25 protein-coding genes and 2 pseudogenes are annotated in these 23,323 nt (G+C 70.6%); 11 read left to right on the forward strand and 16 right to left on the reverse strand.

The features are described 5' to 3' along the window. Together VEC04_RS13065 and VEC04_RS13070 are read left to right on the forward strand one after the other, a co-directional pair. A pseudogene (locus VEC04_RS13065) lies at positions 1-288 on the forward strand (hypothetical protein); the annotation flags it as partial. A gap of 223 nt (positions 289-511) precedes the next feature. Beyond that, positions 512-970, forward strand: a complete 459-nt coding sequence (locus tag VEC04_RS13070; RefSeq protein WP_324777428.1) for a hypothetical protein — start codon at positions 512-514, stop codon at positions 968-970. 18 nt (positions 971-988) lie between these two features. On the opposite strand, the gene VEC04_RS13075 is transcribed toward VEC04_RS13070, so the two are convergent. The 3 genes from VEC04_RS13075 to selD are packed head-to-tail and all read right to left on the reverse strand — an operon-like array spanning position 989 to position 4,422. After that, complete coding sequence (locus tag VEC04_RS13075; protein WP_324777429.1) at positions 989-2,284, reverse strand: dicarboxylate/amino acid:cation symporter; 1,296 nt, start codon at positions 2,282-2,284, stop codon at positions 989-991. Between the two features lie 9 nt (positions 2,285-2,293). After that, positions 2,294-3,358, reverse strand: coding sequence for a tRNA 2-selenouridine(34) synthase MnmH (gene mnmH / locus VEC04_RS13080; protein ID WP_324777430.1), 1,065 nt, complete (start codon positions 3,356-3,358; stop codon positions 2,294-2,296). Beyond that, positions 3,355-4,422: a selenide, water dikinase SelD gene (gene selD / locus VEC04_RS13085; protein WP_324777431.1), complete on the reverse strand. Its 1,068-nt coding sequence runs from the start codon at positions 4,420-4,422 to the stop codon at positions 3,355-3,357. The genes mnmH and selD overlap by 4 nt, the downstream gene beginning before the upstream one ends. A 65-nt stretch (positions 4,423-4,487) precedes the next feature. Between selD and VEC04_RS13090 the strand changes: the two genes are divergently transcribed. From VEC04_RS13090 to VEC04_RS13115, 6 genes are all read left to right on the forward strand, one after another. Next, the gene (locus tag VEC04_RS13090; protein WP_324777432.1) at positions 4,488-6,335 is read left to right on the forward strand and encodes a family 43 glycosylhydrolase; all 1,848 of its coding nucleotides are present in this window, start codon (positions 4,488-4,490) and stop codon (positions 6,333-6,335) included. A 62-nt stretch (positions 6,336-6,397) separates the two neighbouring features. Beyond that, on the forward strand, positions 6,398-7,063 hold the full coding sequence (locus VEC04_RS13095; protein ID WP_324777433.1) for a glutathione S-transferase: 666 nt from the start codon (positions 6,398-6,400) through the stop codon (positions 7,061-7,063). A 90-nt stretch (positions 7,064-7,153) separates the two neighbouring features. After that, positions 7,154-7,354 carry a hypothetical protein gene (locus VEC04_RS13100; RefSeq protein ID WP_324777434.1) on the forward strand — a complete coding sequence of 67 codons (201 nt, stop codon included), beginning with the start codon at positions 7,154-7,156 and terminating at the stop codon, positions 7,352-7,354. A 116-nt stretch (positions 7,355-7,470) separates the two neighbouring features. After that, entirely contained in the window at positions 7,471-7,944 is a 474-nt protein-coding gene (gene greA / locus VEC04_RS13105) for a transcription elongation factor GreA (protein ID WP_324777435.1), read from the forward strand. 4 nt (positions 7,945-7,948) lie between these two features. Next, a complete protein-coding gene (locus tag VEC04_RS13110; RefSeq protein WP_324777436.1) occupies positions 7,949-8,365 on the forward strand; it encodes a VOC family protein in 417 nt (138 codons plus the stop codon). Further along, positions 8,362-9,345, forward strand: coding sequence for a mitochondrial fission ELM1 family protein (locus VEC04_RS13115; protein ID WP_324777437.1), 984 nt, complete (start codon positions 8,362-8,364; stop codon positions 9,343-9,345). The genes VEC04_RS13110 and VEC04_RS13115 overlap by 4 nt, the downstream gene beginning before the upstream one ends. A gap of 66 nt (positions 9,346-9,411) precedes the next feature. Here the strand turns inward: VEC04_RS13115 and VEC04_RS14215 are convergent, their stop codons facing one another. The 3 genes from VEC04_RS14215 to VEC04_RS13120 form a co-directional block, all read right to left on the reverse strand. Then, positions 9,412-9,552 carry a hypothetical protein gene (locus VEC04_RS14215; protein WP_414642680.1) on the reverse strand — a complete coding sequence of 47 codons (141 nt, stop codon included), beginning with the start codon at positions 9,550-9,552 and terminating at the stop codon, positions 9,412-9,414. Then, positions 9,516-9,806: an endonuclease domain-containing protein gene (locus tag VEC04_RS14220; RefSeq protein WP_414642679.1), complete on the reverse strand. Its 291-nt coding sequence runs from the start codon at positions 9,804-9,806 to the stop codon at positions 9,516-9,518. The genes VEC04_RS14215 and VEC04_RS14220 overlap by 37 nt, the downstream gene beginning before the upstream one ends. A gap of 119 nt (positions 9,807-9,925) precedes the next feature. Then, positions 9,926-10,183, reverse strand: a complete 258-nt coding sequence (locus VEC04_RS13120) for a hypothetical protein (RefSeq protein WP_324777438.1) — start codon at positions 10,181-10,183, stop codon at positions 9,926-9,928. 68 nt (positions 10,184-10,251) lie between these two features. Between VEC04_RS13120 and trxB the strand changes: the two genes are divergently transcribed. Beyond that, a complete protein-coding gene (trxB, locus tag VEC04_RS13125) occupies positions 10,252-11,262 on the forward strand; it encodes a thioredoxin-disulfide reductase (RefSeq protein ID WP_324777439.1) in 1,011 nt (336 codons plus the stop codon). A 10-nt stretch (positions 11,263-11,272) separates the two neighbouring features. Here the strand turns inward: trxB and VEC04_RS13130 are convergent, their stop codons facing one another. The 4 genes from VEC04_RS13130 to VEC04_RS13145 form a co-directional block, all read right to left on the reverse strand. Next, positions 11,273-11,680, reverse strand: coding sequence for a response regulator (locus VEC04_RS13130; protein ID WP_324777440.1), 408 nt, complete (start codon positions 11,678-11,680; stop codon positions 11,273-11,275). Positions 11,681-11,764: 84 nt separating this feature from the next. Next, entirely contained in the window at positions 11,765-12,841 is a 1,077-nt protein-coding gene (locus VEC04_RS13135; protein WP_324777441.1) for a sensor histidine kinase, read from the reverse strand. An 81-nt stretch (positions 12,842-12,922) separates the two neighbouring features. Then, positions 12,923-14,104 carry a cell wall hydrolase gene (locus VEC04_RS13140; RefSeq protein WP_324777442.1) on the reverse strand — a complete coding sequence of 394 codons (1,182 nt, stop codon included), beginning with the start codon at positions 14,102-14,104 and terminating at the stop codon, positions 12,923-12,925. A gap of 97 nt (positions 14,105-14,201) precedes the next feature. Further along, on the reverse strand, positions 14,202-14,681 hold the full coding sequence (locus tag VEC04_RS13145) for a Dps family protein (protein WP_324777443.1): 480 nt from the start codon (positions 14,679-14,681) through the stop codon (positions 14,202-14,204). Between the two features lie 205 nt (positions 14,682-14,886). On the opposite strand from VEC04_RS13145, the gene VEC04_RS13150 reads away from it, so the two are divergent. Continuing rightward, positions 14,887-18,897, forward strand: coding sequence for a PAS domain S-box protein (locus VEC04_RS13150; protein ID WP_324777444.1), 4,011 nt, complete (start codon positions 14,887-14,889; stop codon positions 18,895-18,897). A gap of 202 nt (positions 18,898-19,099) precedes the next feature. Here VEC04_RS13150 and VEC04_RS13155 read toward each other — a convergent pair whose 3' ends face one another. Both VEC04_RS13155 and VEC04_RS13160 read right to left on the reverse strand, forming a co-directional pair. Continuing rightward, a complete protein-coding gene (locus VEC04_RS13155) occupies positions 19,100-19,462 on the reverse strand; it encodes a DUF6481 family protein (RefSeq protein WP_324777445.1) in 363 nt (120 codons plus the stop codon). A 161-nt stretch (positions 19,463-19,623) separates the two neighbouring features. Further along, positions 19,624-19,809: a hypothetical protein gene (locus VEC04_RS13160; RefSeq protein ID WP_324777446.1), complete on the reverse strand. Its 186-nt coding sequence runs from the start codon at positions 19,807-19,809 to the stop codon at positions 19,624-19,626. 535 nt (positions 19,810-20,344) lie between these two features. Here VEC04_RS13160 and VEC04_RS13165 point away from each other — a divergent pair. Further along, complete coding sequence (locus VEC04_RS13165) at positions 20,345-21,361, forward strand: cell wall hydrolase (protein WP_324777447.1); 1,017 nt, start codon at positions 20,345-20,347, stop codon at positions 21,359-21,361. 2 nt (positions 21,362-21,363) lie between these two features. On the opposite strand, the gene VEC04_RS13170 is transcribed toward VEC04_RS13165, so the two are convergent. The 4 genes and pseudogenes from VEC04_RS13170 to VEC04_RS13185 form a co-directional block, all read right to left on the reverse strand. Beyond that, the gene (locus VEC04_RS13170) at positions 21,364-21,591 is read right to left on the reverse strand and encodes a hypothetical protein (protein WP_324777448.1); all 228 of its coding nucleotides are present in this window, start codon (positions 21,589-21,591) and stop codon (positions 21,364-21,366) included. Positions 21,592-21,738: 147 nt separating this feature from the next. Further along, entirely contained in the window at positions 21,739-21,948 is a 210-nt protein-coding gene (locus VEC04_RS13175; protein WP_324777449.1) for a hypothetical protein, read from the reverse strand. A 68-nt stretch (positions 21,949-22,016) separates the two neighbouring features. After that, positions 22,017-22,874 carry a carboxylating nicotinate-nucleotide diphosphorylase gene (nadC, locus tag VEC04_RS13180; RefSeq protein WP_324777450.1) on the reverse strand — a complete coding sequence of 286 codons (858 nt, stop codon included), beginning with the start codon at positions 22,872-22,874 and terminating at the stop codon, positions 22,017-22,019. 11 nt (positions 22,875-22,885) lie between these two features. Then, a pseudogene (locus VEC04_RS13185) lies at positions 22,886-23,323 on the reverse strand (L-aspartate oxidase); the annotation flags it as partial.

Consider the following 23,323-nt stretch of genomic DNA (forward strand, 5'->3'; position numbering starts at 1 on the left):
CATCGAGCAGGCGAGGGTAGCGCGTTTACGAAACGCCACGGCTGCAACATCCTCGTCTGGTACCAGCCGTTTGAGCGGGTGACCTCCGCCATCCATCGGGAGAAGGCCCTCAAGAGCTGGCGCCGGCCGTGGAAGATGCAGCTGATCGAGGGGAGGAACCCTGAATGGCGGGACCTGTATCCGTTTCTTCGCGGCGAGCAGGACGATCCCCGGCTGCTGGTCGAGGACGAGTGCGGGGTGGCGGCGCTTCTTGCGCGTCTGGAGGACGAGGCGAAAGAGGGGGAGTAGATTTCCCTCCCCGGCCCGTCATCCTCGGGCTTGACCCGAGGATCAGACGTGGACGCGCGCCGTGTGTTGGCGGCGGCCCGGCGAGCGCCCCCGTGCTATCGTCGACGCAGCACCGGACGGTCTGGTCCTCGGCTCAAGCCCGAGGATGACGGCGGTGGGTGGGGCGGGGTGGCCGGCCAGCCATGCGTCCGCTTCTGACGTAGCGGCGTGCGATCCTCCCTGTATGGAGCACTACCGTCTGCGCAAATATCGCGGCCCGGAGACCTGGGCGCAGGTCCGAAAGGCCTATGTGGCGGGAGAGTCCGCGCCGTCGGTCGCGCGCCGGTTCGATGTCGGCCTGTCGAACCTGCGACGCCGGGCCCTGGCGGAAGGCTGGACCCGCAGGAGGATCGCCGACCAGCTGGACCTGAAACCGGTCCGGGGCGGAGACGACGGGCCCGGTCCGGGGCTCGGGCCGCTGACGGCGCTGACGGACCTTCCCGATGCGTCATCGCTCGACCCGGAGCTATCGATCGCTCTCGCCCTGCAACGCGCCACCTGGCTGGTCGGCGAGGGCCGCGCCGCGGAGGCGCGCGCTCTGGCCCAGGCGGTCGAGGCGTTGGAGCGGATGTGGGATGCGGCGGCGGAACGCGAGGTCCGCCGGGCGGCGTCCGAAGCGGGCGACAAGGGCAGCCGTGGGTGAGCGGACACGCGCCGCGGCCTAGATCCCCGACGCCGCTTCCGGGTCCGCCGTCGCATCCCGGCCCTCGACGATCCGCGCGGCGGCGAGGTCGGCGGTGACGTTGCCGATGGTGCGGAAGATGTCGGGCACGACTTCGACGGCCAGCAACAGCGGCAGGACCTCCAGCGGCAGGCCCATGACGATGGCGATGGGGGCGATGGAGGCGAAGAAGCTGACCTGACCCGGCAGGCCGACGGTGCCGACGCTGATGGCCAGGGCGGTGACGCCGCCGGCGATCAGCACGCCGGGGCTCAGCGGGATGCCGTACAGGTGGGCGACGTAGATACAGACGGCGAGGTTGGCGACCGTCGAGGTGATGCGGAACACCGCCACGGCCAGCGGCAGGACGAGGCCCGCCGTCGCCGCCGAGACGCCGAGGCGGTCGCGGGCGCGCTCGACCATCACCGGCAGGCAGGCGAGCGAGGACTGGGTTGAAAAGGCGACGACCTGCGCCGGGGCGGCGGCGCGGGCGAACCGTCCGAGCCCGACCCGGCCCCAGACCACGGCGACCACGTAGGTCAGCAGGATCAGGCCGACGAGCGCCAGCACCACGATGGCGATGTAGTGGCCCAGCACCCCGGCGGCGCCGAGGCCGGCCCGCAGACCGACGCCGAGCGACAGGGCGAAGACGCCGATCGGGGCCGCCAGCAGCACCCAGTGAACGATGACGATCATGGTCTCGGCCACCGCCTCGAAGAAGACGGTCAGGGGCTGGCGCAGGCGCTCCGGCAGACGGGTGGCCGCAAAGCCGAAGACGATGGCGAAGACTACGATGCCGAGGATGGCGTCGTCGGCGGCGGCGCGGATCGGATTTGACGGGGCGAGGCTGGTCAGGAAGGCGGACAGTCCGCCGCCGCCGACGTTCTCGCGCACCACGGCGTCGCCGGTCGCGCCGGACAGCAGCAGCCGGCCGCCTTCGGGATCGATGGGCCAGACCGCGTGCAGACCCTCCGAGGCGAGGATGCCGTAGACCGTGGCGCCGAGGAGCAGCAGGGCGAAGACCACCACCGCCCTCAGGGCCAGCCGTCCGGTCGCCGCCGCGTCGGCGATGGAGGCGATGCCGGTCACCAGCAGGGCGAAGACCAGCGGGATGATGGTCATGCGCAGGGCGTTGAGCCACAGCTGGCCGAAGCCTTCGACCACCGCGACCGTGCCGGTTCCGCCGGGGATGCCCCAGGCCTGGGCCGCCGCGCCGGCGAGCAGGCCCGCGACGAGGGCGACGAGCACCCTCAGGCTCAGGGACGACATCAGGGCGGCGGTGCGGGAGCGGGTCATGCCCGGAAGCTAGGCCGGGTCCGCGCCAGCGTCGAGCGCGGAAACGAGGGCGCCCGCCGCGTTCTCCAGACCGGCGGGCGTCAGCTCCGGCAGGGTCAGCCGGTTCAGCACCGCCCGCCCCCGGACCGCGCCCGTGCGGCGGTAGGCGGGATCGTAGTGGGCCTCGATCAGTTGGCGGACCAGCGGCTCGAGATCGCCGGCGGCGGCGAGGGCCCGCCACTCCGCGATGGTCGTCTTCGCATGATGACGCGGCAGGCGGGTCAGGGCCCTGTCCAGCGCCTCCGGATCGGCCGCGATGGCGGCGTAGGTCCGCAGCGTGAAGTCGACGCGCGCCTCCACCGGCGCCTCGATCTCGACGACGCCGGCGCGGGCCATGGCCGTCCACAGCGACGGCGGGATGACCCGCGCGCCGATCTTGCTGCTTTCGGCCTCGACGACGGTCGGACGGGCCGGATCGAGGCGGGAGAGGGCGTCGTGCAGGCGGGTCTCGAAGGCCTTCTGCGACGGCTGCCCGCCGGGCATGGCCCCGAACAGGGAGCCGCGATGGGCGGCGAGGGCCTCGAGGTCCAGTATCTGCACGCGGCGCGCGGAGAGGGCGTGCAGCAGCGCAGTCTTGCCCGAGCCCGTCGGCCCGTCGATCAGCACCAGCCGGTGCGGCAACCGCTCATCGTAGAGGGCCGCCTTCACCTGCCGCCGCCAGGTCTGGTAGCCGCCGTCCAGCACGGTGACCGGCCATCCGACCTGGTCCATCACCGTGACCATGGCGCCCGAGCGTTGGCCGCCGCGCCAGCAATAGACCAGCGGGCGGAAGGAGCCGTCGCGGTCGCCGAGCGGCCCTTCGAGATGGGCCGCGATGTTGCGGGCGACCATGGCCGCGCCGGTGCGGCGGGCGAGGAATTTCGAACCCTGCACATATTCGGTCCCCACCGCGGCGCGCTGATCGTCGTCGAGCACCGGCAGGTTGATCGCGCCGGGGATGTGGTCGAGCGCGAACTCGGCGGGGCTGCGCACGTCGAGGATGGCGTCGAAGCCGTCGCGGGCCTGCGGCGACAGGTCGACGGTGCGCCGGATCATGAGACGACGCGGACCCGCGGCGGACCCTCGGCCACCCGGCCGACGGGCTGGGCCGAGAAGCCCTCGATGCGGGCCAGCCCCTGAACCGCCGCCACCTCGGCCTCGGCCACGGCGATCAGCAGTCCGCCGGAGGTCTGGGGATCGGTGAGAAGGTCGCGGCGCCAGTCCTCGAGGCGCTCCGGCAGCTCGACCTCGCCGCCGTAGCTGGCCCAATTGCGGCCCGAGGCGCCGGTGCGGACGCCCTCCCTCAGCAGATCGACGACACCCGGCAGGGTCGGCGGGTTCGAGGTGATCTCGACCGTCGCTCCCGCGCCCCGGGCCATCTCGAGGGCGTGCCCCAGCAGTCCGAAACCGGTGACGTCGGTGACCGCATGCACGCCGGGCTGACCCGGCAGCCTGGCGCCGAGGCTGTTGAGCCGGGTGGTCGTGTCCTTCAGGGTCCGGTAGCCGTCCTTGCCCAGCCGGTCCTGCTTGAAGGCCGCGCTGAGCACGCCCACGCCCAGCGCCTTGGTCAACAGCAGGACGTCGCCGGGCCTTGCGCCCCGGTTGGTCAGCACCTGACCGGGATGGACGAGGCCGAGGGCCACGAGGCCGTAGATCGGCTCGACGCTGTCGATGGAATGCCCGCCGGCGACCGGCACGCCCGCGGCCCGGCAGGCCTCCGCGCCGCCCTGCAGGATCCGGCCGATGGTATGGGTCGACAGCACATTGACCGGCATGCCGACGATGGCGAGGGCGAAGATCGGCGTCCCCCCCATGGCGTAGACGTCCGACAGGGCGTTGGTCGCGGCGATCTGGCCGAAGTGGAACGGATCGTCGACCACCGGCATGAAGAAGTCGGTCGTGGCCACCAGCGCCTGCTGGTCGTTGAGGCGCCAGACCGCGGCGTCGTCGCTGGTCTCGGTCCCGACCAGCAGATCGGCGAAGGGCGCGGCCTGCGGCATGCCCCTGAGGATGTCCTGCAGCACCGCCGGCGCGATCTTGCAGCCGCAGCCGCCGCCGTGGGCGAGCGAGGTCAGGCGGGGCTCGGTCGTTGTGTCGGGGGCGGGCTCGTTCGGCGTCATCGCCAAGGTCTGGGCGAAACCGCTCGTGAACTCAACAGCCTGAGGCGCGTGCTACACCCGCCGGCATGCGACTGCCGATCCTGACCGCCCTCGCCGCCGCCCTGCTGACAGCCCCCGCCGCCGCGCAGGAACCCCGCCCCCGCACCTGGGCCAACCCGGTCGACGTCGACTACAAATACAATTTCGAGCAGACGCATCGGGGCGTCAGCTACCGCACCGGAGCCGATCCGGTCGTCGTCCTGCACCGCGATCGCTATTTCCTCTTCCAGACCCTGGCGGACGGCTACTGGACCTCGGAAAACCTGCTCGACTGGACCTATGTGCAGCCGAACAAGTGGCCGTTCGACGGCCACGTCGCGCCCGCGGCGGTGTCGGACGGCGAGCGTCTCTACCTGATGCAGTCGGCCTTCGAGCCCCGGCCGCTGCTGGTCAGCGAGCATCCGGAGACCGGTCTCTGGGACTGGCACACCCGCGAGCTGCCGCCGGTGCCGGGCGCGGTCAGCCGCGGCGAGGAAGGCCGATACGGCGACGCCGGTCTCCCCGCCGACAAGCTGCCGCCGGGGCCGTGGGACCCGGCCCTGTTCATCGATGACGACGGGAAGTGGTACCTCTACTGGGGCTCGTCCAACGTCTATCCGCTCTACGCCTCGGAGATCGATCCGGCCCCGCCGGTGCGCTTCCTCGGCGAGCCGGTGCGGCTGCGCGGACTGGAGCCTGACCTGCACGGCTGGGAGCGGTTCGGCGAGGACCACTCCGGCGGCCTGCCCGACGGCACGCCCATCAAGCCCTATATCGAGGGCGCCTGGATGACGAAGCACGGCGGGCGCTACTACCTGCAGTACGGGGCGCCGGGCACCGAGTACAATGCCTACGCCAACGGCGTCTGGGTTTCCGACCAGCCGCTCGGTCCGTTCGAATACGCGCCGTACAACCCCATCAGCTACAAGCCCGGCGGCTTCGTCGAGGGGGCGGGCCACGGCTCCACCTTCCAGGATCGCCACGGCAACTGGTGGAACACCGGCACGCCGTGGATCGGCCACAACTGGACCTTCGAGCGGCGCATCGCGATGTTCCCGGGCGGCTTCACGCGCGACGGCCAGATGCATTTCACAAGCCGCTTCGGCGACTATCCGCAGCGCATGCCGACGGGGAAGGTGGACGACCCGGAGAGCCTGTTCACCGGCTGGTTCCCGCTGTCCTACAGGGCCGCCGCCACCGCCTCCTCGACCGACGGCGAGTTCACCGCCGACCGCGCCGTCGACGAGAACCCGCGCACCTTCTGGGTCGCGGGCGCGAACCGCCCGGGCGAGACGCTGACGCTGGACCTCGGCGGCGTGAAGCGGGTCCATGCGGTGCAGGTCAACTACGCCGACCATCAGTCCGGCATCTATGCGGAGCGCCCCGACATCCGCACCCGCTTCCGCATCCTGTGGTCGGCGGACGGCTCCGACTGGCGCGTCTTCGCCGACCTGTCCGACTCCCGACGCGACCGGCCCAACGCCTATGTCGAGGGCGACCGGCCGGTCGACGCCCGCTTCATCCGCTACGAGCATGGCGAGGTCGCCGCCGCCCATCTGGCCATCTCCGACCTGCGGGTGTTCGGGACCTCCGGGGAACCGGCCCCCGCGCCCCCCTCCGGCGTGACGATCGAGCGCGGCGCCGACCAGCGCAACGCCGTCGTCCGCTTCAATCCGGTCCCCGGCGCGCTGGGCTACAACGTCCGCTGGGGCGTCGCCCCGAACCGGCTGTTCCTGACGTATCAGATCTACGCCGACGACCTGCGCGACCGCGGCGGCGGCCTCGAGGTCCGCGCCCTCACCACCGGCGTCGACTACTGGTTCGCCGTCGAGGCCTTCTCTCCCGGCGGCGTGTCGGAGCTGAGCCAGGTGGTGGCCGTCCACGCCGCGGACTGAATTTCTCTGGACCGACGCCGCGTAAGGTCCGCTAACTGCCGCCCTCAAGCGGAGCCGTCGTCATGATCACCGTCCACCATCTGAACGACTCCCGCTCGCAGCGGGTGCTGTGGCTGCTGGAGGAACTCGGCGTCGGCTATGAGGTGAAGCGCTATCAGCGCGACGCGCAGACCTTGCTGGCGCCGCCGGAGCTGAGGGCCGTCCATCCGCTGGGCAAGTCGCCGGTCGTCGACGACGGCGAGGTGCGGATGGCGGAGACCGGGGCCATCGTCGAATACCTGCTCGAGACGCACGGCGGCTCTGCCCTGCGGCCGGCGCGGGGCACGGCGGAGGGGCGGCGCTTCACCTACTGGCTGCACTACGCCGAGGGTTCGGCCATGACGCCGCTGCTGCTGAAGCTGATCTTCAGCCAGATTCCGAAGCGGGTTCCCCTGCTGGCGCGGCCCGTCGCCCGGGGCATAGCGCGCGGCATGGACGACCGCATGATCGATCCCCAGATCGCGGCGCATACGGCGTATTGGGAGGCCGAACTGGCCCGGTCGGAGTGGTTCGCGGGCGACGCCTTCTCGGCCGCCGACATCATGATGAGCTTCCCCGTCGAGGCGGCGGGCAGCCGGGTCGGCTACGGTTCCGACAAGCCGCGGCTGAGGGCGTTCCTTGAGCGGATCCACGCGCGCCCGGCGTATCAGCGCGCCCTGGAGCGGGGCGGCCCCTACAGCTACGCCTGAGCCTGTCGGCGCCGGGGACACAGTCTGGCGAAACCGGTCACTGTCCGGAACCGGACCGCAACCCCGGCGGGGCCGAACCGTTAACGAGCCATGCGCCTGAAAACCGTTCAAGTCATCGCCGCCCTCGCCGCCGCCGTCGCCTTCGTCCTCGCCTTCATGGCGGCGGGCGTGCTGTTGCTGTCCGGCCTGTTCATGGCCGTGGGCCTCTCGGCCGTGGCCTGGCTGGCCTGGAGCCTGATCCGGCAGGTCCGCGGACGCGGCCGCGGCCGGACGGCGTCCCGGTCGATCTGAAGGGGGCCTTGAACCGCGGCTCAGGGCGCCCTACCCTCTTGGGCCGGTCGCGTGCGCCCAGCGACCTCTGTGCCGAGTAAGTCTGTCAGTCGGGCTAGCCAAGAAACTCACGACATATGGAAAAAGTGCCGATGACGGCCGAGGGCTATCGCGCCCTCGACGATCAGTTGAAGCAATTGAAGTCGGTCGAGAGGCCGAGCGTCATCGCGGCCATTTCGGAGGCGCGCGAACACGGCGACCTGTCCGAAAACGCCGAGTATCACGCCGCCAAGGAGCGTCAGGGCTGGATCGAGGGCCAGATCGCCGAGATCGAGGACAAGATCAGCCGCGCCCAGGTCATCGACGTGTCGAAGCTGAGCGGCAACCAGGTGAAGTTCGGCGCCACGGTCACCGTGGTCGACGAGGACACCGAGGAAGAAGGCCGCTACCAGATCGTCGGCGAGCACGAAGCCGACGTGAAGGCGGGCAAGATCTCCGTCTCCTCGCCGATCGCCCGCTCGATGATCTCCAAGGAGGTCGGCGACGTGGTCGAGGTCAACACCCCCGGCGGCGTCAAGGCGTACGAAATCCTCAAGGTCGAGTGGAAATAGGCCGATGACCGGTACCGAAACGCGCGCTCCGCTGGTGTCGCACGTTTCGGTCGGCGTCACGGACGTCCATCGCGCCGGTCTGTTCTACGACGCCGTCCTGGCGACCATCGGCGCGCGCCGGCTCATGGAGCATGGCGCAGGCATCGGCTACGGCCGGACCTTTCCCGAATTCTGGGCGGCGCAACCCCACGACGGCAAGCGGGCCATCGCCGGCAACGGAACCCATGTCTGCTTCAACGCGCCCGACATCGCGGCGGTGGCCGCGTTCCACACGGCCGGACTGGCGGCCGGAGGGTTCGACGATGGCGCGCCCGGTCCCCGGCCGGAGTATGCGCCCGGCTATTACGCCGCCTTCCTGCGCGACCCGGACGGCAACAAGGTCGAGGCCATGTGCTGGAATCCTCGCCCCGACCCGGCGTGACCTCCCCCCTGTCCATCTGGGTCGTGTCCGACGGACGCGCCGGCATCGAGAACCAGGCCCTGGGCCTGGCCGAAGCCTTGCAGCGGCTGACGTCGGCGCAGATCACCGTGAAACGCATCCGCTGGCGCGGCGCGTTCGACAAGCTGCCATCGGCGCTGAAGGCCCCGTGGATGCTGGACCCGTCGTCCGATCCGGTTACGCCGAGCCCCGGCGAGGAGTGGCCGGATTTATGGATCGCCACCGGGCGCGCGACCCTGCCGCTGTCGGCGCGGGTCAAGGCGCGATCGGGCGGCCGCACCTTCGTCGTCCAGACCCAGGATCCGCGCTGGAAGACGCAGGCCTATGATCTGGTTGTCGCGCCCGCGCACGACGGCGCGGCCGGACCCAATGTGCTGTCCATCACCGGCTCCCCCCACCGGGTTACGCCGACACGGCTGGCGGAAGGCGCGGCCGCGTTCGAGGCGGCGCTCTCCCCCCTTCCCCGCCCTCGCGTGGCGGCGCTGATCGGCGGGCGCTCCATGGCCTTCGACCTGCCCGAGAGCCACGCCGCCGAACTGGCAGACCGGATCGCGACCGCCGTCGCCGAAGCCGGGGGATCGCTGATGCTGACCTTCTCGCGCCGGACGCCCGAGGCGGCCAAACGGGTGATGACCGCCCGGCTGGCCCACCTGCCCGGCCTGATCTGGGACGGGACCGGCCCCAACCCCTATTTCGCCTTCCTGCATTTCGCCGACCATGTGCTGGTCACCGAGGACAGCGCCAATATGGCGGCCGAGGCGGCCTCGACCGGCGCGCCCGTGCACATCCTGCCGATGATCCCGCTGAAGCCAGCCGACAAGTTCGCGCGCCTGCACGCCGATCTGCGCGAACGCGGCGCGGCGCGGCCGTTCGACGGGACGCTGGAGGACTGGACCTATGAGCCGCTCGACGAGACGGAGCGGGCGGCGCGGGCTGTGCTGGAGCGGACGGGGCGCGAGTAGGCGGCCGCCCCACCCGGTCGACGCTGCGCGCCGACCACCCTCCCCGGGGCGGGGAGGGGAATCGCCTCAACCGTCTCCCTCCCCGTCCCGGGGAGGGTGGCCGGGCCGCAGGCGAGGCCGGGTGGGGGCGGCCGCCTCAAGGTGCGCCAGGATGCCCTCGACCACGCCATTCAGATTGTCCCGGATCGAAGCGTTGTCGTACCGCAGCGTCGTGAACCCCTCGCGCGCGAACGCCGCGTCCCGCCGCCGGTCCTGTTCGACCCGCCAATCTGTCCGGCTCCGTCGACCTCGACAATCAGCTGCCGGTCAAGGCAGACGAAGTCGGGATAGAAGCCGAGCATCGGGTGCTGGCGCCGGAAGTGGTAGCCACGCGCACGCAGGCGTCGAAGAGCAACCCAGAGGCGAGCTTCTGGAGGGCTCATCCTCTTGCGCATGGCTCGGGCCTTGGCGATGACAGGCATCCGCAGTTCTCCGCGCACTTGTAGATTGCGCGCCTGGAGACGGATCAGCAACCGGGGCTGCCCCCATCCGGTCGACGCTGCGCGCCGACCACCCTCCCCGGGGACGGGGAGGGAAAAGGTCAGTCGCCGCCCCCGCCGTCGCTTCCGCCGCCGTCAGTAGCGCCGTCCGTGTGGCGGCCGTCGCCGTCGGACGACGTGTAGCTGTCTCCGGAGCTTCCCTTGCCGCGCTTGCTCGCGTCCATCGCCACACCCAAGGCGACGCCGATGGCGATGCCGACGCCGATGCCCAGCGCAAGATTGTCCATGGCGATCCCGATGGCCGAGCCGATGGCGACCCCCAGCGCGATGCCTATGCCCAGATGGCTGCGACCTTCCATGGCGCCCTCCTGTGAATGGATCACAGCCTATCATCGCGCGAACCGGAATCAGCGCCTAAATAGACGCCATGAGCACCCCCCGCACCGTCCGCGTCGCCATCATCGGATCCGGCCCCGCCGGCTGGACCGCCGCCATCTACGCCGCGCGCGCGATGCTGAGCCCGGTGGTCATCGCCGGCCTGCAGCCGGGCGGCCAGCTGACCATCACCACCGACGTCGAGAACTATCCCGGCTTCGCGGACGTGATCCAGGGTCCGTGGCTGATGGAGCAGATGCGCGCCCAGGCCGAGCACGTCGGCACCGAGGTGGTCGAGGACATCGTGGTCAAGGCCGACCTGTCGCAGCGGCCGTTCCGGCTGACGCTGGATTCCGGGACCGAGATGCTGGCCGAGACGGTGATCATTTCCACCGGCGCCCAGGCCAAGTGGCTGGGGCTGGAGAGCGAGGCGAAATATCAGGGCTTCGGGGTCTCCGCCTGCGCCACCTGCGACGGCTTCTTCTACCGCGGCAAGGACGTGATCGTGGTCGGCGGCGGCAACACCGCCGTCGAGGAGGCGCTGTTCCTGACCAATTTCGCGGCGAAGGTGACCGTCGTGCACCGCCGCGACGAGTTCCGCGCCGAACGCATCCTGCAGGACCGGCTGTTCGCCCATCCGAAGGTCGAGGTGATCTGGGACTCGGCCATCGACGAGATTCTCGGCGAGACGAACGACATGGGCGGCGTCAACGTCACCGGCGCGAGGCTGAAGAACGTCAAGACCGGCGAGACGCGCGAAATCACTGCCGACGGCGTGTTCATCGCCATCGGCCACGCGCCGTCATCGGAACTGTTCGCCGGCCAGCTGGAGACCAAGCAGGGCGGCTATCTGGTGGTGAAGCCCGGCACGGCCGCGACGGCGATCGAGGGCGTCTGGGCGGCCGGCGATGTGACCGACGACGTCTATCGTCAGGCCGTCACAGCGGCGGGCATGGGCTGCATGGCCGCGCTGGAGGCGGTGCGCTTCCTCGCGGAGCAGGACCACAAGGCCCAGGGCCATCCGATCTCACACAAGGAAGCCGAGAAGATCGGCGTCTGGTGAGGCCGGCCTCCTAGCCGAACAGCTGCAGCTCGGGCGGCGCGTAGAGCACCGGCTGGCCCATTCGGCGGCGCAGGGCGTAGTCCACAGCGGTCTGCACGGCGCGCTCGTCGGTCGGCTTGGACAGCACGCCGATGGTTCCGGCGACGCCATCGCGCACCATGCCGGGATTGGCGGTCATGAACAGCACCGAGACGCCGAGCTCCTGACCGAGCTCGCGGCCGAGCGCCACGCCGGTGGGGCCGTCGGACAGGTGGATGTCGACCAGCGCCAGATCGACGTCCTCCTCGCGCACGATCCGGCGGGCCGTGGCGGCATCCGCGACCGTCGCCACCACTTCGTGGCCGAGGTCCTCCAGGACGAAGCGAAGCTCCATGGCCACCAGGGCCTCGTCTTCGATGATCAGGATGCGGGCAGTCATGGCAGTCGGTCTGTCTGGTCGCTAAGTCGGACGCCGAACATTCGGCGCGGCTTGAGGGAGCGCGCGACTATCGGGCGGGTTCCATCATGCGACATTTTGAGCGGCGCGCCGGCGTGACAGGGCGGTGGCGGGAAGATCTGCGACCACCTGCAGTCCCGTCGGCAGCCAGTGTCGTTCCAGCCGACCGCCCAGCTGGCCCTCGACCGACAGGCTGGCCAGCGACGAGCCGAACCCGGTGCGGGCGGGCGGGCCGCTCAGCGGGGGACCGCCGGTCTCGGTCCAGGTCAGGATGAACCGGTCGCCCGCATGGCGGGTGTCCAGCGTCACCCGGCCGCCTTCCAGAGACAGGGCGCCGTATTTGGCCGCGTTGGTGGCCAGTTCGTGAAATAGCAGGGCCACCGATGTCGCCGCCTGATCGTCGAAGGTCGCGTCGTCGCCGCTGAGGGTGACGCGGGTTGCGCCGGTCAGGTCGCTGTAGGCCTTGAACAGGTCGGCCAGAAAGGCGTGCAGCGTCATCGAACCGACCGTCGGCCTCGACGTCTCGGTGTGGGGCCGGACGAACTCGTGAGCCCGGGCCAGGGCGTTGATGCGGGTGCGCACCGCATTGGCGAACCCCCTGGCCTCGGGGTGCTGGCGGGCCGACAGGGCGATCAGGGCCGAGACGACGGCGAAGATGTTCTTGATGCGATGGCTGAGCTCCTGGCTGAGCAGCTCCTTGGCCTGATCGGATCGCTTCAGATCGTCGATGTCGGTGCAGGTGCCGAACCAGCGCGTGATCTCGCCCGCCTCGTTGCGGATGGGGCGGGCCCGGCCCAGCGTCCAGCGGTAGACGCCGTCGTGGCGGCGTAGCCGGTATTCGATCTCGTAGGGCTCGCCCGTCTCCAGCGAATGCTTCCACCGCGCCAGGGCCCGCTCCCGGTCGTCGGGATGGAACATGCCGTTCCAGGCCTCGCCGTCGGTCGAGCCCTCGGGCACGCCGGTGAACTCGTACCAGCGGGCGTTGTAGTAGTCGTGGAAGCCGTCGGGCCGGGTCGACCACACCATCTGGGGCATGGAGTCCGCGATGGCGCGGAACCTCGCCTCGCTCTCGGCCAGGGCCTGGACAGTCAGGGCGAGCTGGCGCTCGACGGACGAGTCGCCGTTCGGATCGGTCTGGGTCACGGAGCCTCGGTAACGGCGCTGCGTCGCACTCGGGGACAGCAACAATGCGCAAGCCCCGAAGAGCGTTGCAATGATCGAGTGTCAGGAGGCGGGGCGGCCCACTTCCTCGACGTCCATCACCGTCACCCCGGGGGGCGGCGCGGCGGCCGGGGCGGCTCTGGCGGGGGCCTCGAAGGTCGCCAGCCGCTGGTTGATGGCGGCGATGTCTTCCGGCGTCGGCTGCCGCCGGCCGCCGAGCGAGAGCACGCCGACGGTGCGGGTCTGGCCGTCGATCACCACGGTGCGGGTGGCGGCTTCTCCCTTGGCGGCGGCTTCGGCCAGGGCGGCTTCGGCGTCGGCCTCCGCGACGATCTGGATGCGCGGGCGGGCGAAGCGGGCCTCGTCGATGCGCGGCTCCCGGCCGGAGTAGGCCTGGCGGAACGCCGCCGGTTCCCCGTAGACGCCCTTCCAGCGATAGAAGATGTGCGCCCCGATCTGGGTCAGCTTGTTCAGCGTCGGAGCCCACCACGGATGGACGTAGTTGGCGTGGTAGTGGGTGGCGGTGCCGACCTTGGTCGCCACGTAGCCCGCCAAGGCGCGCTCGGCGACGCGCGCGGCGCGGTTCCAGGCCCAACCGACCGGGCCCTGCGCCAGCGAGCCGTCGCAGGTGAAGCTGAACTGGCAGCCGGTGACCCGCTCGGCGCCCTCATAGACCACGCCGCACACGGAGTTGGGGTAGTTGGGATCGCGGACGCGGTTGAGGACGACCTGCGCCACAGCCTCCTGGCCCTCGGTCGGCTCCAGCGCCGCCTCATAGTAGATGGCCTGGGTCAAGCAGCGAATGGCGCGGCGCCGGTCCTCGGCCGTGGCCGGCTTGAAGGCGAACGGCCGGGCCGCGCGGAGCAGGCCCGAGACCGGCATGGCGGCGTTCAGCTTCTGGGCCTCGAGGCCCGAGGCGCCGAAGTCCAGAGACGGCTTGCCGCCCAGCGACAGGCTCTCCCATCCGGGCGTCAGGCCGTACAGGGCCGCGCGGCGCTCGCCGGAGTCGTGGCGCATGGCGATGGCCAGCTGCGACGGCGTCATGCGCGCCGTCAGGGCGGCCAGCCCCTTGTCGGTCAGGTCGCCGTCGGTCACCCGGCGCACGGCCTCGGCGCGGCGGTCGATCTCCGGACGGGCGGTCGAGCTGGCGGCCATGGCCACGCCGATGGCGGCCAGCGCGGCGGGCGCGGCGGCGGCCAGCCGGCGGCCCTTCTTCGACATCGAGGTCCAGTCGATCCTCGCCAAATCCAACTCCCAGCTCCGGCTTCGACGCCGGACAGGCCGCCGCTATAAGCTCCAAGCGAGGCGGTTTTCAGACCGAAAAACGCCGCTCGGTCAAGCCTTAGCGGCCTCCGAGCGTGGATCGCAGCATCCACGCGAACTTCTCGTGCGCCGCCAGCCGCTGCGTCATCAGGTCGGCCGAGGCCTCGTCGCCGGCGGCGTCGGCGGCGTCAAACGCCCGGCGTACCGTGGCGATCAGGGTTTCGTGATCCTGCATCAGCTCCTTCAGCATGGCGGTCGCCTCCTTCTCCGGATCGCCGTCCTTGATGGAGGTCAGATTGCCGAAGGCGGAATTGCTTTGCGGCGCCAGCACGCCGAGGGCGCGGATGCGTTCGGCGATTTCGTCCAGCGCGGCCCAGATGTCGCGGTACTGCTGTTCCAGCAGGTTGTGGAAGCTGAAGAACTCCGGCCCGCGCACGTTCCAGTGATAGCCGTGCGTCTTCAGATAGACCGCGAAGCTGTCGGCCAGGACCTTGGTCAGTTCCTGCGCCACATCCGTGCGCTCCGTCTTCGAGAGGCCGGTGTCGATCGTCGCGGTCATGCAAGCTCCTGGCGTTAGATGCGGGTTCACCGGTGGAGGTAGGCGCCCCCGCCCCCGACGCAAGGCGGGCCGCCGCCGGCCCGAACGCCGCGCTTGCCGGAACGCAAATGAAGCCAATACGTTGCGGAAGGTCGCGTACGCGCGAGCGGGGGATCAATTGAGCGCGGTCGGGGTGCTTCGGCGAATACTGAATATTGACGCGGGCGTGACGCGTCTCGCCCGCGTGCGCCCGCGCACCTGGTGGGCGTCGCTGCTGATCGGCGTCGGCGCGGCCGCCGCGGGGCTGCTCATCCGCGCCAGCCTGGCCAGCTTCTATGGCGAAGTCACCGGCTTCATGATCCTGCTGCCGGCGGTCATCGTGGCCTCGCTGGCCGGGGGCCGGTTAGCCGGCGCCACGGCGGTCGTCGCCTGCCTGTTCGGGGGCTGGGCGCTCGTCGGGATGATGGAGGGATCGAACGCCGTCGGCGTCGGAGTCCGTAACCGGCTGGGCGTCGTCGCCACGACCAACTTCATTGTCGTCGGCCTGTTCGCGACCGTCGTCGCAGCCTCCCTGCGCAAGGTTCTGGGCCGCCTCGACGCGTCGATCGACGCCCTGCGGGAGTCGGCCGACCGGATCAGCGAGAGCGAACACCGACTGCACCTGGTCAGCGAGCAGGCGCCGGTCATGTTGTGGATGAGCGACGAGAAAGGACGCTGCGTGCACCTCAACCAGGCGCTGCGCGAGTTCTGGGGCGTGCCCGATCTCACCGGGCCCGTCGACTTCTCGACCTTCCTGCACAAGGACGACCGCGCCCAGGTCGCCGCCACGACGCAGGACGCGATCAGCCGTGGTTCCGGCTTCGAGACCGAGGCCCGCTTCCGCCGTGCGGACGGCGCCTGGCGGACCCTGCACACCGAGGCTCGCCCTCGCGTCGACGCCGATGGGCGCTTCCGCGGCATGATCGGCGTCAACGTCGACGTCACCGACGCCCGGGCCGCCGAAACCGCGCTGCGCAGCCGCGAAGCCCAGCTCCAGGCCATGGTCGATCAGGCCTCCGCCGGCATCGCCACCCTCGGGCTGGACGGTTCCATCATGAGCGCCAACGCGCGCTATGCCGAGATCGTGGGCGTCTCCCCCGACGAAGTGGTCGGCCTGAGCACCGAAGCGGTCAGCCATCCAGACGACATCGAGCCGACCCGCCGCGCGCTGGAACAGGCGCTCAGCGAGGGCGGCTCCCAGCTGGAGAAGCGCTACATCCGCCCGGACGGATCAACCGTCTGGGTGGTGATCAGCGTGCGGGCGCTGACCGGCCCGGACGGAGCCGTCGAAGGCTTTATCGCCGTGGTGGTCGACATCTCCGGAGCCAAGGCCGCCGAAGCCGCCCTGCGCGAGAGCGAGGCCCGCTTCCGGCTCATGGCCAACACCGCGCCCTCTCCAGTCTGGATGACCAATGTCGAGGGCGAGGTGGAGTTCGTCAACGAAGCCCTCGTCCAGTTCTACGGCCGTCCTGCGGAGGACATCCTGGGGCACGTCTGGCGCGAGGCGGTCCACCCCGACGACATCGCCTCGGTCAATGCGGTTCAGGCCCGCTTCCGTCCGAAGCACAAACCCTACGGCTTCGAGGCACGCTTCCGGCGCGTCGATGGGACCTGGCGGTGGATGCGGATCGCCGTCAATCCGCGGTTTGACGCCCATGGGACCTTCAAGGGCTACGTCGGCATGTCATTCGACGTCACCGACACGCGCGAGGCCATCGCGGCGCTGGCGCGCCAGGAACGCCGCCAGTCGTTCCTCCTCGCGCTGTCGGACTCGTTGCGTGATCTGACCTCGCCCGAGGCGATCATGGTGGAGGTGGAACGCGCACTCGGATCGGAGTTGAAGGCCCAGCGCGTGGGGTACGGCGAGGTGGATCAGGAGCGCCGGCAGGTCACGATGAGCCGCGATTGGACCGCCGATGTCGTCAGCGCACACGGCCAATTCTCTCTCGAGGACCTCGGCGCGCCCCTCATCAGGGATCTCGCCGCCGGCCAGTCCATCCGCATAGCTGACGTCCGGGAGGACCCCCGCACCCAGGACGCGCTGGATATCTTCGAACGCCTGCAGACCCGGTCCCTGATGCGTACGCCCCTGATCCGCGGCGGGCGTCTGCGCGCCTTCCTCTACGTCCACGATTCCAGCGTCCGCGAGTGGACCGACGACGAGCTGGAGCTTCTCCAGGAGGTCGCCGCGCGGACCTGGACGGAAATCGAACGCACCCGGGCCGAGGCGGAGCTCCGCGAGAGCGAGGAGCGGTTCCGGGCCATCGCCGACACGGCGCCCGTGCTGATCTGGGTGACGCAGCAGGACCGCACGCGCGCCTTCGTGAACCAGGCCTATGTCGCGTTCAACGGCGGAACGTACGAGGAAGCGCGGCTGGCCGACTGGCGGGCCGTCATTCATCCAGACGATCAGCCCAGGATTCTCGAAGAGTCGCTGGCCGGCGAGGCGACGCGCCAGCCGTTTTCGATGGAGGCCCGCTACCTGCGTCATGACGGCGAGTACCGCTGGCTCAAGTCGTTCTCCCGCCCGAGGCTCGGCGCCGATGGAGAGGTCGTCGGCTTCGTCGGCGTGGCCTTCGACGTCACCGACATCCGCGAGGCCCAGGCGCGGCTTCAGGAGTCGGAGACCCGCTTCCGGACCGTCGCCGACAGCGCTCCGGCCCTGATCTGGATGAGCGACGAGGAAGCCCGTCTGACCTTCGCCAATCGCCGCTTCCGGACCTTCTTCGGTATCAAGGCCGACGACGGTCTGGACGACGGCTGGAGCCGGCTGGCTCATCCGGAGGAGCTGGCGGGTTTCGAGGCCGCCTACCAGCGGGCCTTCGCCGACCGGGATCGCTTCGAGGCGGTGGTGCGCGTGAACCATCCGCTGCTGGGACTACGCTGGTTGCGCTGTGAAGGCGTTCCGCGCTTCGACGGCGACGGTCATTTCCAGGGTTATGTCGGCGCCAATATCGACGTCACCGAAGCCAAGCGCGCCGAGGACGACCTGAAGCGCATCAACGAGCTGCTGGAGGAACGGGTCGGCGAGGCTCTCGCCGAGAAGGCCAAGGCCGAGGCGGATCTGATGCACGCCCAGCGGATGGAGGCCGTCGGCCGCCTGACCGGCGGCGTGGCGCACGATTTCAACAATCTGCTGACGGTCGTGATCGGCGCTCTCGACATGATGCTGAGGTCTCCGGACAACCTTGCCCGTCAGAAGAAGCTCGGCGAGGCGGCGCTTTCGGCGGCCCGCCGCGGCGAGCGTCTGACGCACCAGCTGCTGGCCTTCTCCCGCCGCCAGGCGCTGCGGCCGGAGCCGACGGATCTGAACGGCCTGATCCGCGAGAGCGAGCCCCTGCTCCGGCGGGCGCTGGGCGAGGCGATAGACTTCAAGCTGAAGCTGCGGCGCGGCGGCGCCCGGGTCAGCGTCGATCCGGCCCAGTTCGAAGCCGCCCTGCTCAATCTCGTGGTGAACGCGCGCGACGCCCTGCGCGATCGCGGCAAGGTGAGCGTCCAGACGCTGCACTGTCCCGTCGCCGCAGGAGAGATCGCCGAGCTCCCGGCGGGCGACTACGTCTGCGTCACCGTCTCGGACAACGGCTCCGGCATGAGTCCCGAAGTGATGGAACGCGTCTTCGAGCCGTTCTTCACGACCAAACCGGTCGGCAAGGGGACGGGTCTGGGATTGAGCCAGGTCTACGGCTTCGCGCGGCAGAGCGGCGGCGGCGTGCGGGTGACCTCGACCGTCGGCCGGGGCACCGAAGTGCGCCTCTACCTCCCGCCGCTGACGGCGACCGAAAAGGTCGAGCCGGATACGCCGCCGTCCGAGCGTCGCGCCATGGCCGCCGGTCGCCGCCTGCTGCTCGTCGAGGATGATCCGGGCGTAGCCTCGGTGGCCCAGGAGCTTCTCGAGGGGCTGGGTCTGGAAGTCCGGTCGGCCGAGAACGGGCCCCACGCTCTCGAACTGCTCAAGGAAGAGCGTTTCGACATCATGCTGACGGACGTCGTCATGCCGGGGGGCATGACCGGCATCGAACTGGCCCGCGAAAGCGCCCGGGCGTGGCCGCACATGAAGATCGTCCTGACTTCGGGCTACGCCGGCGACGACGTGGACGCGGCTCTGGCGGACGCGCCATGGGCGTTCGTCCGCAAGCCCTATTCCGGCGAGCAGCTGGCCGCCGTGCTGGGCGATGCTCAGCCCGGCAAGCCGGGCTGAAGGCCTAGCCAGAGCGCCTGGGCGGCGCGTGAATTGCCATTTCCGCCGCCGTCATCCTCGGGCTTGACCCGAGGATCAGACCATCCGGCGCCCGGTGGAAGGAGTCGCGGCCACTCCCTCAGGGCTGTCGCCGCCGCACAGCCCGACCCCGCATCTGATCCTCGGGTCAAGCCCGAGGATGACGGAGACAGAGGAATCAATCCTAGCGCTGGCGCGCCTTGCGCGCGGCGTAGCGGGCGTCGCGGGCCGCCTTCTGCTCTTCCTTGGTCAGCTGCTTGCGCTCCTTGCGGGCCGCGCGCTTCTCGGCCTCGATCGCTTCCTGGGCCTCGCGTTCGGCGGCCAGACGGGCGGCTTCGGCCTCGGCCTTCTGACGACGGACCTCGGCCTTCTCCAGTTCACGTTGCTGGCGCAGGGCTTCCTTCTCGGCCGCGCGCTTCGCCTGCAGCTTGTCGAACTCGGGATCGGGCGCGGCGGGCTTCGGCTTGAAGCGGGCGAGCAGGGCCTTCTTGGCTTCCTGCTGGGCGGTGAGGCGGTCGGTGAAGCCGGTTTGTTTCAGATCTCTCATGCGAGCGGTCGTCGATGTCCTTGATTGTTTGTCGGATGCGCAAACGGCGCGGGCGAGCGGCGCTCAGCCAACGCCGGGTGGGCTAAGCCCATATGGGGGCGGAAATCAAGGTTGCGAGGCGGAGTTCTGCCCTCCGCCCGGCATTCGGACGGGCGCCTGTGTCAGTTCGGCTTCTCGGCCTGGCCGACCGCCGCGCCGGCCGCGCCGCCCACCGCCGCGCCGACGGGACCGGCCACGAGAGCGCCTGCGACGGCCCCGGTGGCGGCCTTCTGTTCAATGGTGTGGCCGCAGGCGGCGAGGCCGGCGAAGGCCAGCGTCGAGGCGAGTAGCAGGATGGTGCGTTTCATGACGGGCTCCTGTGATGTCCTGCCTGAACGCCACCAAGGCGAAGGTGTTCCGGCTGTGGTCCCCCAAGCAAGCGTCAGCTCCAGGACCGGCGCAAAGACAATAATCTGACCTCTACCCAATCCTCCAAAAGTCGGCGACAGCCTGCTCGCGGTCGTGGCGGGGTCATCCTATACAGTATTCCCTATCAGCACTTGCGTCGTCTTCCAGCGTCAACGGCGCATTAACCAGCTTATACAGGCAACTGCGCCCACTATGTTGCGGTACACGCCAATCTTGCGAATCAACCACATTGGCGCCACAAACGGCTGGCTTAAGGCGCGTCCTCGACCGTCGGCCTGTTCGCCGACCGTCGATCTACCGCAGCAGGGCCGCGACCGACGTGTCGCCCCGGCCGCGAGACTACCCCGGGGGCGGCGCTGCGCCCTGCTGAACAGGATCGAGCCTTTGCCCAAGCCCTCGCATTCGCGTGCGACACCCCCTGTCGATCGCAAGGCCAGAATCAGGCCCGGCGCGGCGGCGGCGACGTTTGGCGCGATGGTGGGTTTGGCGATCGGCTGCGCCTATCTGGGCGGGGCCGCGGCGAAGGCGACGACCGTGCGGGCGCAGGCGGAGCGCATCGAAAGCGCCACCGCCGCCGGCTTCACCGAGGAGGCGCTCGCCGCCGCCGCGGGCGGCCTGGATGAAAGCGCCCTGGCCATTGCGCGCCGGCACGACCCCTACACCGTCGCGGGCTCGGCCCAGCGAGACCGGCAAGCGGCGCTGCTCACCGCCCGCCTCGAACAGCTGCGGACCCGCTCCGCCGATCGCGGTCTGCGCCGGGTCAGCCTGACCGGTCCGCTCGCGGCCCAGCCGTTCCATCTTGGCGGCGCGCTGGACGCCTCGCGCGATCTCGAATGCCTGACCCAGGCCGTCTACTACGAAGCCCGCGGCGAAGGCCGGGAGGGCATGAAGGCTGTGGCCCAGGTGGTCCTCAATCGCGTCCGGCACCGCGCCTTCCCGAACAGCGTCTGCAGCGTGGTCTTCCAGGGCGCCGGGCGGCGCACCGGCTGCCAGTTCAGCTTCACCTGCGACGGTTCGATGCGCGGCCGGGTCAATCGCGCCGCCTGGAACCGGGCCCGCGACATCGCCTCTGCCGCCCTCTCCGGCAGCGTCTACGCCCCGGTCGGCAACGCCACCCATTTTCACACCACCGGCGTCTCGCCGCAGTGGAGGCAGTCGCTGGTGCGGGTCAACCAGGTCGGCGACCACCTGTTCTACCGTTTCGGCGGGCGTTCGGGAACCGGCGCCGCCTTCTCCTACGCCGCCCGCCCATCCACCGACGCCGATGCGCCGCGCCTGATCCAGGCCAGCCTCGACCCGACCGGAACGGTGCGCGACGCCGGCGCCATCGCCTACAACCTGTTGCTGGCCCAGGAAGGGCGCGAGGCTCCGGCCCCGGCCGAGCGCGCTCCGGCTTCGGCCCCGGCCGCGGCGCCCGTCGCGCAGGTCACCGCCCCGGATGCTGCCGCTCCGGCGACGCCCGCGCCGGCCGCCGCCAGCCCGACCGCCTGACCTCAGGCGTCGCGGTGGCCCTTCGAGGACCGGTGCGCGTCGTCGTGGCTGTGCTTCAGATCGCGTTCGCCACCGCCGCCTGACACCTTGCTGTTGCGCGGATTGGTCGGGCCGCCCTCGCGCGGATCCTCGAACGCCGGCGGCTCCGCCTTCGCGTTCTGATGGCTTGAGCCTGGGCCGCCCCAGCGTTTTTCGTCGACGGGTTCGGGGGTGTGCTGATTGTTGCTCATGCGCGTCGCTCCTCGACCTTCCACTGATTCAACGGCCCGTCATGGAGCCGGCCGAACGCCGCCGGCCCGCGATCCTCTTCCCGCACGGGGGCCACGGGCGCTGCGCGCCTGCGGGCGGCGCTGACGGCGTCTCCGTCCCGGGCCATCTCAGCGGTCCTGCTGATAGCCCTGGTGGGTCGTGTTCTGCTTGATGTCGCCGAACCGGCCCTGCTCGGCGGTGTTGATGCCGGCGTCGCCCGGCTGGCCGTCCCGCACGTCCGTCCGAGCGTCGCGCCGGTCCGACTTGCCGCCGGAGACGTCCGCCTTGTCGCCGGCGAAGCTCCGTTGTTCCTTGGGAATTTTCGGCGCCTTGGTCATGGTTCGCTCCTTGAACTGGGTGTTCAGGAAACGGGACCCGGGCGCGGCTGTTCCTTACGGCCGCGCTTTCAGACGGCGTCCAGCCCCACGTCGAGCGCCCGCGCCGAATGGGTCAGGGCCCCGACCGAAATCACGTCCACGCCGGTCTCCGCAATGGCCCGCACGGTGTCGAGCCGCACCCCGCCCGACGCTTCCAGCACCGGCCGCCCGAAGGACGAGGCTCCCGCCCGGGCCACGGCCTCGCGCAGCATCTCCAGACTGAAATTGTCCAGCATGACCACGTCCGGCCGTCCGGCCAGCGCCTCGTCCAGCTGATCCAGCCCGTCAACCTCGATCTCGACCTTGACCAGATGACCGGCCGCGGCCCGCGCGCGGCGGATCGCCTCGCCCACCCCGCCGCACACGGCCACGTGGTTGTCCTTGATCAGGATGGCGTCATCCAGCCCGAAGCGGTGGTTGACCCCACCGCCGCAGGCCACCGCGTGCTTCTCCAGCGAGCGCAGCCCGGGCGTGGTCTTGCGTGTGTCGGCGATGCGCGCGCCCGTGCCCGTCACGGCGTCCACATAGGCCCGCGTCAGGGTGGCGATCCCGCACATCCGGCCCAGCAGGTTCAGCGCCGTCCGCTCGGCCGCGAGGAAGGCCCGGGCGTCGGCCTCCGCCTCGACCAGCACCGCGCCGGCCTCGAACGCCTCCCCGTCCCGCGCCTTCATCGTGACGGTCGCTCCCGGGTCCAGCGCCTGCAGCGCCAGCCGCACGCAGTCGACGCCGGCCAGCACGCCGGCCTCGCGCGCCGCGAACACCGCCCGCAGGCGCGAGCCTTCGGGGATGCAGGCCTGACCCGTCAGGTCGCCGGCGCGGCCGAGGTCCTCGGCCAGGGCCATGCGGACCACCGGCTCGATCAGCAGGTCGGGCAGGCGCCGGATCATGGTCTCTCCGCTCATTCGGCCATCGCCGGAATTCGGGCCCGCAGCCGCGTGTGCCGCGCCTCGGCCGCGGAGCCCGGGAAGTCGCTCCGGTAGTGGCCGCCCCGGCTTTCGCGACGCGCCAGGGCGGCGTCCACGATCAGCCGCGCCGCGACCAGCGGCAGGGCCCCGGCGGCCTCCGCCTCCAGATCGTCCAGCACCGCCAGCGCGCGGGTCAGGCCCGCCGCGTCGCGCACCACCCCCGCGCCGGCGCTCATCGTCCGGCGCAGCCGCGTCAGGGCGTCCGGGCTCAGGTCAGGCGCCGGCGTCGGCGCCGAGACGGCCCCCGCGCCGCTCCGCGCCTGTGCGGCCGCCCGCCCGGTGCGGCGCCCGAAGGCGCCGGCCTCGAGCAGCGAGTTGGACGCCAGCCGGTTGGCCCCGTGCACCCCCGTGGCGGCGCACTCGCCGACCGC

This window comes from Brevundimonas sp. (assembly GCF_035626535.1).
In the GTDB taxonomy this organism is placed as follows: Bacteria; Pseudomonadota; Alphaproteobacteria; order Caulobacterales; family Caulobacteraceae; genus Brevundimonas.

Coding starts and splice junctions, on each gene's coding strand:
- VEC04_RS13070 (WP_324777428.1), top strand. CDS start 512: ATGGAGCACTACCGTCTGCGCAAATATCGCGGCCCGGAGACCTGGGCG.
- VEC04_RS13075 (WP_324777429.1), bottom strand. CDS start 2,284: ATGACCCGCTCCCGCACCGCCGCCCTGATGTCGTCCCTGAGCCTGAGG.
- mnmH (WP_324777430.1), bottom strand. CDS start 3,358: ATGATCCGGCGCACCGTCGACCTGTCGCCGCAGGCCCGCGACGGCTTC.
- selD (WP_324777431.1), bottom strand. CDS start 4,422: ATGACGCCGAACGAGCCCGCCCCCGACACAACGACCGAGCCCCGCCTG.
- VEC04_RS13090 (WP_324777432.1), top strand. CDS start 4,488: ATGCGACTGCCGATCCTGACCGCCCTCGCCGCCGCCCTGCTGACAGCC.
- VEC04_RS13095 (WP_324777433.1), top strand. CDS start 6,398: ATGATCACCGTCCACCATCTGAACGACTCCCGCTCGCAGCGGGTGCTG.
- VEC04_RS13100 (WP_324777434.1), top strand. CDS start 7,154: ATGCGCCTGAAAACCGTTCAAGTCATCGCCGCCCTCGCCGCCGCCGTC.
- greA (WP_324777435.1), top strand. CDS start 7,471: ATGGAAAAAGTGCCGATGACGGCCGAGGGCTATCGCGCCCTCGACGAT.
- VEC04_RS13110 (WP_324777436.1), top strand. CDS start 7,949: ATGACCGGTACCGAAACGCGCGCTCCGCTGGTGTCGCACGTTTCGGTC.
- VEC04_RS14220 (WP_414642679.1), bottom strand. CDS start 9,806: ATGCCTGTCATCGCCAAGGCCCGAGCCATGCGCAAGAGGATGAGCCCT.
- VEC04_RS13120 (WP_324777438.1), bottom strand. CDS start 10,183: ATGGAAGGTCGCAGCCATCTGGGCATAGGCATCGCGCTGGGGGTCGCC.
- trxB (WP_324777439.1), top strand. CDS start 10,252: ATGAGCACCCCCCGCACCGTCCGCGTCGCCATCATCGGATCCGGCCCC.
- VEC04_RS13130 (WP_324777440.1), bottom strand. CDS start 11,680: ATGACTGCCCGCATCCTGATCATCGAAGACGAGGCCCTGGTGGCCATG.
- VEC04_RS13145 (WP_324777443.1), bottom strand. CDS start 14,681: ATGACCGCGACGATCGACACCGGCCTCTCGAAGACGGAGCGCACGGAT.
- VEC04_RS13155 (WP_324777445.1), bottom strand. CDS start 19,462: ATGAGAGATCTGAAACAAACCGGCTTCACCGACCGCCTCACCGCCCAG.
- VEC04_RS13160 (WP_324777446.1), bottom strand. CDS start 19,809: ATGAAACGCACCATCCTGCTACTCGCCTCGACGCTGGCCTTCGCCGGC.
- VEC04_RS13165 (WP_324777447.1), top strand. CDS start 20,345: ATGGTGGGTTTGGCGATCGGCTGCGCCTATCTGGGCGGGGCCGCGGCG.
- VEC04_RS13170 (WP_324777448.1), bottom strand. CDS start 21,591: ATGAGCAACAATCAGCACACCCCCGAACCCGTCGACGAAAAACGCTGG.
- VEC04_RS13175 (WP_324777449.1), bottom strand. CDS start 21,948: ATGACCAAGGCGCCGAAAATTCCCAAGGAACAACGGAGCTTCGCCGGC.
- nadC (WP_324777450.1), bottom strand. CDS start 22,874: ATGATCCGGCGCCTGCCCGACCTGCTGATCGAGCCGGTGGTCCGCATG.